Origin of the sequence: Campylobacter concisus (genome assembly GCF_902460875.1) — a bacterium.
In the GTDB taxonomy this organism is placed as follows: Bacteria; Campylobacterota; Campylobacteria; order Campylobacterales; family Campylobacteraceae; genus Campylobacter_A; species Campylobacter_A concisus_AA.
This window is the reverse complement of record NZ_CABPVR010000010.1, coordinates 97,303-106,027: the sequence shown is the minus strand read 5'-3', so window position 1 is coordinate 106,027 and position 8,725 is coordinate 97,303. Positions and strand designations below refer to the sequence as shown.

9 protein-coding genes are annotated in these 8,725 nt (G+C 39.0%); 7 read left to right on the top strand and 2 right to left on the bottom strand.

From position 1 onward, the window contains the following. Positions 1–366 precede the first annotated feature (366 nt). The gene (locus F3H01_RS07730; RefSeq protein WP_149725373.1) at positions 367–1,017 is read right to left on the bottom strand and encodes a tRNA threonylcarbamoyladenosine dehydratase; all 651 of its coding nucleotides are present in this window, start codon (positions 1,015–1,017) and stop codon (positions 367–369) included. Next, complete coding sequence (gene surE, locus F3H01_RS07725; RefSeq protein ID WP_149725372.1) at positions 1,007–1,783, bottom strand: 5'/3'-nucleotidase SurE; 777 nt, start codon at positions 1,781–1,783, stop codon at positions 1,007–1,009. The genes F3H01_RS07730 and surE overlap by 11 nt, the downstream gene beginning before the upstream one ends. A gap of 102 nt (positions 1,784–1,885) precedes the next feature. Here surE and lpxB point away from each other — a divergent pair, with 102 nt between their 5' ends. The 7 genes from lpxB to serB all read left to right on the top strand — a co-directional run bounded on the left by lpxB (position 1,886) and on the right by serB (position 8,722). Further along, positions 1,886–2,920, top strand: coding sequence for a lipid-A-disaccharide synthase (gene lpxB / locus F3H01_RS07720; RefSeq protein ID WP_149725371.1), 1,035 nt, complete (start codon positions 1,886–1,888; stop codon positions 2,918–2,920). A 3-nt stretch (positions 2,921–2,923) separates the two neighbouring features. Then, positions 2,924–3,409, top strand: coding sequence for a transcription elongation factor GreA (gene greA / locus F3H01_RS07715; RefSeq protein WP_107709928.1), 486 nt, complete (start codon positions 2,924–2,926; stop codon positions 3,407–3,409). A 63-nt stretch (positions 3,410–3,472) separates the two neighbouring features. Further along, a complete protein-coding gene (locus F3H01_RS07710; protein ID WP_107788170.1) occupies positions 3,473–4,264 on the top strand; it encodes a UDP-2,3-diacylglucosamine diphosphatase in 792 nt (263 codons plus the stop codon). Further along, a complete protein-coding gene (locus F3H01_RS07705) occupies positions 4,264–5,217 on the top strand; it encodes a chemotaxis protein (RefSeq protein ID WP_054197033.1) in 954 nt (317 codons plus the stop codon). The genes F3H01_RS07710 and F3H01_RS07705 overlap by 1 nt, the downstream gene beginning before the upstream one ends. Before the next feature lie 8 nt (positions 5,218–5,225). Beyond that, positions 5,226–7,580, top strand: coding sequence for a hybrid sensor histidine kinase/response regulator (locus tag F3H01_RS07700; protein WP_149725370.1), 2,355 nt, complete (start codon positions 5,226–5,228; stop codon positions 7,578–7,580). Positions 7,581–7,589: 9 nt separating this feature from the next. Further along, the gene (locus F3H01_RS07695) at positions 7,590–8,087 is read left to right on the top strand and encodes a chemotaxis protein CheW (protein ID WP_149725369.1); all 498 of its coding nucleotides are present in this window, start codon (positions 7,590–7,592) and stop codon (positions 8,085–8,087) included. Between the two features lie 8 nt (positions 8,088–8,095). Beyond that, on the top strand, positions 8,096–8,722 hold the full coding sequence (gene serB / locus F3H01_RS07690) for a phosphoserine phosphatase SerB (RefSeq protein ID WP_149725368.1): 627 nt from the start codon (positions 8,096–8,098) through the stop codon (positions 8,720–8,722). The last annotated feature ends 3 nt before the right edge of the window (positions 8,723–8,725 follow it).

Sequence of the window (8,725 nt, the reverse complement as noted above, 5' to 3'; positions counted from 1 at the left end):
TCGCAAGAATTGACTACTAAAATTTGTATGATACTTCTATAAGATCAAAGAGAAATTACCTTGTCTTGTTTCGTTTTTCTCTTTTGATTTTATAAAATTTCCATAAGCCCCTGTTACTAAAAAAAGCGATTTCCACGCTGTAGCCAAGATTTAGGGCTTATGGGTTAGTGTTTCGATTAAAAATCTTGGCTTTGCTTACCGCTTAGCTCAAATTTTAGAGCCGAAATTACTCGCTTATAAATTTTAAAATTTGCTAGATTCTCATCTTGGATTGTTAAATTCGTGTTTTGTAGAGCTGGCTATTAAATTTATATCCAAAAATGCCAGCTCTAATTTGAAATTTTACTCGAAGAATAAATTCTTGACTTACTGTCCAACTATTTTTTTAACAGCCAGTGAAGCTAAATTTAGTCCAAAGCAAGCAGTCACGCCCATGAAACTTCCAAGTGGCTTGCAAAGTGGCTCTTCAACCGAAAAGACCACGTCAAATTTACCGCTAAAGCCTGATCTTTTGAGCTCATATCTATATTTTCTAGCTAGCGGATCGACCGAGGTTTTCCAAACGCTAGCCACCTTTATCTTGGTTGGATCAACCCTTTTTGCCCCACCCATAGAGGCTATAAATTTGCTAGGATCTACCGCATTTGCAAGGGCGATCTTGGCGGTGATATCATCGATCGCGTCGATCACCACGTCAAATTTACTAAAGTCAAATCCAGCGACAAACTCAGGCGTGATCAGCGTCTGCATAGGCGTGATGCAAGGATAAATTTTGGCAAATTCCTCCACCTTTATGCCGCCCACGTTTTCGCTGTAAATTTGGCGGTTTTGATTTGTCACGTCAAAGATGTCTTTATCGATTAAAGTGATGTGTCCAACCCCGCTTCTAGCAAGCGCATCCACACACATTCCACCCACACCACCAGCTCCACAAACTAGCACTTTTGCGTTTTGAAGCCTGCTAAAACCATCCTCGCCAAAGAGCCATCTTATCCTCGTAAATCTATCATTTTGCATCAAATTTCCCCCTTAAGCCCTCCAAACTCTCATACGAAGTCATATTTAATTTTATGGGCGTTATCGTGGCAAAGCCCTCATTTACCTTGCTGATGTCGCTTGGCTCGCCTTTTTCATATTCAAGTGCGGCGTTTCCAAGCCAGTAGTACTCGATGCCTCTTGGATTGCGATTAAGCGTAGCATGCGTGGCGTAGGTGCGTCTGCCAGCTGGAACGACGGAGTAGCCTTTGAAATTTTTGCTTGTTACGGCTGGGATATTTATATTTAGAAATTCTCTTTGATTTAGCGAAATTTCATCATTTAGTACCTTTGGAACGATAAATTTCACGACCTCTTTTGCTAGCTCAAAGCCAAGTTCATTTAGTGAATTATTTGCATAAAACTGCGAAAAAGCGATACTTCTAATGCCTTGCAAAACCCCCTCCATCGCCGCTCCGCACGTGCCAGAGTAGGTGATATCTTCGCCTAAATTTGCTCCGTGATTTATACCACTTATCACTAGGTCTGGCTTTTTGTTATAAAGTGCGTGAAGTGCGAGATAGACGCAGTCGCTGGGCGTTGCGTCATCGAGTTTAAAAAAGTTATCATCAAGTTTTATAAATCTAAGTGGCCTTGTGAGCGTCAAAGAGTGAGCGCAGGCTGACTTTTCAGAGCTTGGAGCTACGATAGTGACATTTACGCCATCTAGCTCGCTTAAAGCTTCTTTTAAGGCAAGTAAGCCAGTTGCCTCAAATCCATCGTCATTTGTTATCAAAATTTCTTTCAAATTTTATCCTTTAAAGGGTTGGATTTTATCACAGCTTTCTTAAAATTTTAAAGAAATTTTGCGTATAATGCCCCCAAAAAAAGACCTGATGAAAGTGTGTAAATGAAAATTTTAGTCTCCGCTCTTGAACCATCGGCAAATTTGCATTTGAAAGAAATTTTAAAAAATTTTGAGGGCGAATTTGAGCTAATGGGAATTTTTAGCGAAGAGCTTGGCACACCATATATGAAAAGTAGCGAGTTTTCAGCGATGGGCTTTGTCGAGGTTTTGCCGCTCATTTTTAAAGCAAAAAAGGCAGTGAAAGTGATGAGCCAGATGGCAAAAGAGGTTGATGCAGTGCTACTTATCGACAGCCCAGCCTTTAACCTGCCGCTTGCAAAGGCGATAAAAGAGGCTGGTGCAAAAGTAGCCGTGACATACTACATCTTGCCGCAAGTTTGGGCGTGGAAGCCAAAGCGTGTGAGCTCGGTTGAGAAGTATTGCAACAACCTTGCTTCGATCCTGCCATTTGATGCGAAATTTTATAGCCGATCGACCTACGTGGGACATCCTTTGATGGATGAGATAAAGCTTAAGAAAACTAGTCTAAGTAGCAGTGGCAAAGTGGCGTTTTTGCCGGGGTCAAGAAGGTCTGAAATTTCAAGACTTATGCCAGTTTATAGAGAGCTTGCTAAAAAGATAGAAGCAAAAAGGCTGCTTGTTGTGCCACCATTTTTGCTTGATAAAGTGGGCGAAATTTATGGCGATGTAAGCGATTTTGAGGTCGTCTCAAACACGCCAGAAGCTTTGTATGAGAGCGATTTTGCTTTTGTTTGCTCAGGTACTGCTACGCTTGAAGCAGCGCTCATTGGCACGCCATTTGTGCTAGCATATAAGGCAAAAGCGATAGACGTTTTCATCGCTAGAAAATTTGTAAAGATCAAGCACGCAGGACTTGCAAATATAATGTTTGACTTCATGGGTAAAGAGCCACTTCATGAGGAGTTTATCCAAGAATTTGCAACGGCTGAAAATTTATTTAGAGCTTATGAGGATTGCGACAGGCAGAAATTCTTAAAAGGCTGTGATGAACTAAGGGCTTATTTAGGGCATGGCAGTAGTAAAAATGTAGTAAAAATTTTAAAAAATATGGAGTAAAAAATGAGTGAACCAATGACAATGCACGGATATGAGAAGATAGAAACTGAGCTAAAGGATCTAAGGCTAGTACAGCGTCCTCAAATCGTAACTGAGATAGATATCGCAAGAAGCCACGGTGATCTAAAAGAAAACGCCGAGTATCACGCTGCAAAAGAGAAGCAAGCCTTTATAGATGCTAGGATCGCTGAGCTTAGCGCACTTTTAGCAAATGCCGAAGTGATTGATCCAAGTAGCTATGAGCATGATAGAGTTAGATTTGGCTCAAGTGTGACGATAATGGACGAGGAAACCGAAATAGAGCACACATATACGATAGTTGGCATTAGTGAAAGCGACATCGACAAAGGCTATATCTCGATAAACTCACCTCTTGCAAAGCAGCTTTTGGGTAAGGCTGAGGGCGATGAAGTTGTGCTAAATTTACCAAAAGGCAGAAGCGACGTTGAGATCGTAAAAATTTGCTACAAGCCTATAAAATTTGACTAAAAAGATGATGCAAAGAGCTAGAAACTGCTTTTTGGCTCTGCTAATTTTTAATTAAGGTAAAATTTGAGCGAATATCTATATGCCCCCGTTATAAAAGAGGGCGCGATCTTTTTAGCTGATGCACATGAAAACGTAAACCGAAATGGCTTTTTGAAATTTTTAAGAGCCATTGATAGTGGTGATATCAAAGAGCCGCCACAAATTTTTTTGTTAGGCGATATGTTTGACTTTCTAACGGGCGAGGGCGAATATACAAGAGAATTTTACTCTGAGCACTTAAGCCTTATAAATAAAATTTCACAAAAGGTAGAAATTGTTTACTTCGAGGGCAACCACGATTTTAGACTTTCAAATTTATTTAATAAAACAAGAGAAATTTGGGATGGGCGTGAGATGCTGCGTTATAAAAGAGTTAGGGTTTATGATATTTACGATCAGCCAGCAAATTTCAAAACGATCAATGAAGAACGCGTTCAGATCGCGCATGGCGATATATTCTTACCTTTTGTAGATAAATACGCGCTTAGATTTTTGCGAGTAAAATGGTTTTTAAAATTTATGAATGCTTTGGATAAATTTTTAAATTTTAAAATATCAAAAGCGATACTAGCCAAACTTACTAAGAAAAATTTAGACTATAAAATTCCTAATTTTAAGGAGCTAATGAGCAAGCATTTGCAAGGATATAAGGCCGGCATTGTGATAGAAGGACACTATCATCAAGGCGAGCAATTTAACATTTACGATAAGTTTTATATAAATTTACCTTGTTTTGCATGCGAGCAAAGTTATTTTGTTGTAGAATACGCCCAGCAAAAATTAAATTTGCTCAAAATGAGTTTGAAAGGACATTGATGTTTGGAGATAACGTACTAAAAACGGACTCAAACGAGATGGAACTTGTTGATTTTCGTATCTTTAAAAAGACCGAAAACAAAGTATATGAAGGAATATACGGAGTCAATGTCGCAAAGGTGCGGGAGATCATTAAGATGCCAAATCTTACAGAGCTTCCTGGCGTTCCCGAGTATATCGAGGGAATTTTTGATTTAAGGGGCGTGGTGATCCCTGTCATAAATTTGGCAAGATGGATGAATATTATCGAGCCAACCGAAGGCGTAGTTATAAAGCCACGTGTTATTATTGCTGAGTTTAGTGGTATTTTGATCGGTTTTATCGTCCATGAGGCAAAAAGGATCAGGCGTATAAGCTGGAAAGATATCGAGCCTGCAAATTTTGCTTCAGGTTCTGGCGCTTTAGATAAAGGCAAAATAACAGGTGTAACAAGAATAGAAAATGATGAAGTTTTACTTATTCTTGATCTTGAAAGCATAGTAGAAGAGCTTGGAATTTACTCACCAAAGATCGATTTTGATGTAACAGACGATCAAAAATTAAAAGGTGCTGCTTTAGTTTTAGATGATAGCTCGACTGCTAGAAAACTAGTAAAAGACGCACTTGAGAAGATGGGGCTTAGCGTAGTTGAGGCCAAAAACGGCGTTGAGGGCTTGGAGAGAATGGAAGAGCTTTATCAAAGATATGGAGATAACTTATCAAGAGAGCTTAGAGTTATCTTAAGTGATATCGAAATGCCACAGATGGATGGATACCGCTTTGCTTCAACTCTTAAAAACGATGAAAGATTTAAAGAAGTACCAATAGTATTTAACTCCTCATTGAGTAATGATTTTAGCGAAATCAAGAGCAAAGAAGCTGGTGGTGCGGCGTATCTTACAAAATTTGATGCAAGCATATTTTATCAAGAAGTGCTAAAAGTTATTGAAGCACATTCTAAATCTGCAAAATGAGGTGAAACATGGATGATATGAAAGAAATAATGGAAGACTTTTTAATAGAAGCTTTCGAACTTATTGAGCAGATAGATCATGACCTTGTTGAACTTGAGTCAAACCCTGAAGATTTGGAATTATTAAATAGAATTTTCCGTGTTGCTCACACAGTAAAAGGTAGCTCAAGCTTTTTAAATTTTGATGTTTTAACAGAGCTTACTCACCATATGGAGGATGTTTTAAATAAAGCTAGAAAAGGCGAGCTAAAGATCACTCCAGACATTATGGACGTAGTTCTTGAGTCTGTTGATATGATGAAAGGTTTGTTAAGCAGCATTAGAGATCATGGAAATGATACAGCTGCTGGCATTGATATTAAAAACATTTGCGCAAGACTTACTCAAATTTCTGAAGGTGAGGCTCCAGCAGCAGCTCCTGAAGCTCCTGCCACGCCAGTAGCTGAGCCAGCATCAGAACCGGCAAAAGAGCCAGAGCCAGCCGCGCCTGCCGAAGAGGCATCAGAGATAAGTGATGCTGAGCTTTCAAAGCTAAGTGATTCAGAAGTTGAAGCTGAGATAGAAAGACTCTTAAAGGTTAGAAAGGCTGAGGATCAAGCAAGGCGTGCTTCAAAAGGTATAGCTCCAAAATCTCCTAGCGAGATAGCCCCAGCTGCAAGTAGCACTTCAGTTCCAGCTGCAAAAGCAGAGAGCAAAGAAAAAGACGGAGATAAGAAGGTCCCAGCGGCAAGTAGCGGTGCAGTAGCTCAGGAACAAACTATACGTGTTGAGGTAAAAAGACTTGACCACTTAATGAACCTAATTGGTGAGCTTGTTCTTGGTAAAAACCGATTATTAAAAATTTATGATGACGTGGAAGAGAGATATGAGGGTGAGAAATTCCTTGAAGAGTTAAATCAAGTAGTCTCAAGTCTAAGCTTGGTAACGACTGATATTCAGCTTGCAGTTATGAAGACAAGAATGCTTCCAATAGCAAAAGTCTTTAATAAATTCCCACGTATGATACGCGATCTTAGTCGCGATCTTGGTAAGCAAATCGATCTTGAAATTTCAGGTGAAGAGACTGAACTTGATAAGTCAATCGTAGAAGAGATCGGCGATCCACTAGTTCACATCATCAGAAATTCATGCGATCACGGCATCGAGGATCCTGAGACAAGAAAGGCAGCAGGTAAGCCAGAAAAAGGCCTTGTTCAGCTAAAAGCTTACAATGAAGGCAACCACATCGTTGTTGAGATAGTTGATGATGGTAAAGGCTTAGATGCTGACATGCTTAAATCTAAATCGATAGAAAAAGGCATCATCACTGAGCGCGAAGCTGATGCGATGAGCGAAAAAGAGGCATTTGGCCTTATCTTTAGACCAGGATTTTCAACTGCAGCAAAGGTTACAAACGTATCTGGTCGTGGTGTTGGTATGGACGTTGTTAAGACAAATATTGAAAAGCTAAATGGTATCATTGATATTGAAAGTGAAGTTGGAAAAGGCACGGTTATGAAGCTTAAAATTCCACTCACGCTTGCGATTATTCAGTCGCTACTTGTTGGAACGCAAGAAGAATTTTATGCTATTCCACTTGCTAGCGTTCTTGAAACTGTTCGCGTGCCGATTGATGATATCTACACGATCGATGGCAAAAATGTACTAAGGCTAAGAGATGAAGTCTTATCTCTTGTTAGACTCTCTGATGTATTTGGTGTAGAAAAAGCATTTGATGGTGGAGATCAAACTTATGTCGTAATAATCGGTGTTGCTGAAGCAAAACTAGGTATTATCGTCGATACTTTGGTTGGACAAGAAGAGATTGTTATTAAATCAATGGGTGATTATTTACAAAATATCCCAGGTATTGCCGGTGCGACTATTAGAGGCGATGGCCGTGTGACATTGATTATTGATGTTGGTGCTATGATGGAAATGGCAAAAGATATCAAGGTAGACATTAGGGCCGAAATAGAAGATGGCACAAAAGCAAAGGAAAAACCGAGCGATTATAAAGTCTTGATAGTTGATGATTCAAAAATGGATAGAACTATCATGCAAAAAGCACTTGAACCAACCGGGGTAACAATAATAGAAGCCACAAACGGTGTTGAGGCATTAAATATCGTAAAATCTGGAGAGCACTCCTTTGATGCGATCTTGATAGATATTGAGATGCCAAGAATGGATGGATATACACTAGCTGGCGAAATTAGAAAATACTCTAAGTATAGAAATTTACCACTTATTGCTGTTACATCAAGGACGTCAAAAACAGATAGATTGCGTGGTGTAGAAGTTGGAATGACTGAGTATATTACAAAACCATATTCAGCCGAGTACTTAGAAAATGTCGTTAGAAAGAATATAAAATTAGCTTAGGGGTAAGGGATGAACAATAAACTAAATCAAGTTTTAAGTAAACAAAAACAGCAAATGAATGATCCTGAGTTAAAAAATAATGAGGATATAGTTCAGCTAGTAGGATTTGTTGTCGGTGAGGAAGAGTACGCAATACCTATTTTAAATATCCAAGAGATAATCAAACCTATTGAATATACACGTGTTCCTAGCGTACCTGATTATGTTCTTGGCGTATTTAACCTACGTGGAAATGTTATTCCGCTTATTGATTTGCGTAAGCGTTTTTCACTAAATGTCACAAAACAAAGCCCAAGCACAAGATATATAGTTATGAAAGACGCGGATAATATCGCTGGTTTTGTGATAGACCGCTTGACGGAGGCTATTAGAATAGACCGCAATAGGATCGATCCGCCACCAGAGACTTTAGTAAAAGACAAAGGCATGATTTATGGTATCGGAAAGCGCGACCAAAATATCCTTACGATCTTAAAGGTCGAAAGTCTTTTGAAACGTGATTTTTAGGGTATAGCTTGATAAAACTTTGTGTTTTTGATTTTGACTCTACAATAATGGACGGCGAGACGATAGATATTCTCGCCGCCGCTAATAATGCTAGTGAAGAAGTAGCCAATATAACTAAGCGTTCGATGAACGGTGAGCTTGATTTTTTTGAAAGTCTTACAAAAAGAGTAAAATTTTTAAAAGGAATACCACTTTCAAAAACGGATGAAATTTGTAAAAATTTACCCATCATGCCAGGAGCTAATGAGCTTATAGCTGCGCTAAAGCAAAAAGGCATAAAAGTTGTGGTCTTTAGTGGTGGTTTTCACATCGCAACTGATAAGATGCAAGAAAAACTTAAATTTGATGCAAATTTTGCAAATATCTTGCACCACAAAGATGGAATTTTAACAGGTGAAGTTGGCGGAGAGATGATGTTTGGTAGCTCAAAAGGCGAGATGATAGATCGCTTAAAGGGGCTATTAAATTTAGATAAAAGTGAGATCATGTGCGTTGGCGACGGAGCCAATGATGTGTCTATGTTTAGAAAATGTGATCTAAAAATTGCCTTTTGTGCGAAAGAAATTTTAAAAAAAGAGGCGACGCATTGCGTGGATGTCAAGGATCTGCGTGAAATTTTAAATTTTATAAGGTGAAAA

Bases quoted from the DNA above. Each gene is read 5' to 3' on its own strand.
- greA (WP_107709928.1), top strand. From the start codon at position 2,924: ATGAGTGAACCAATGACAATGCACGGATATGAGAAGATAGAAACTGAG.
- lpxB (WP_149725371.1), top strand. From the start codon at position 1,886: ATGAAAATTTTAGTCTCCGCTCTTGAACCATCGGCAAATTTGCATTTG.
- F3H01_RS07695 (WP_149725369.1), top strand. From the start codon at position 7,590: ATGAACAATAAACTAAATCAAGTTTTAAGTAAACAAAAACAGCAAATG.
- F3H01_RS07730 (WP_149725373.1), bottom strand. From the start codon at position 1,017: ATGCAAAATGATAGATTTACGAGGATAAGATGGCTCTTTGGCGAGGAT.
- F3H01_RS07705 (WP_054197033.1), top strand. From the start codon at position 4,264: ATGTTTGGAGATAACGTACTAAAAACGGACTCAAACGAGATGGAACTT.
- F3H01_RS07700 (WP_149725370.1), top strand. From the start codon at position 5,226: ATGGATGATATGAAAGAAATAATGGAAGACTTTTTAATAGAAGCTTTC.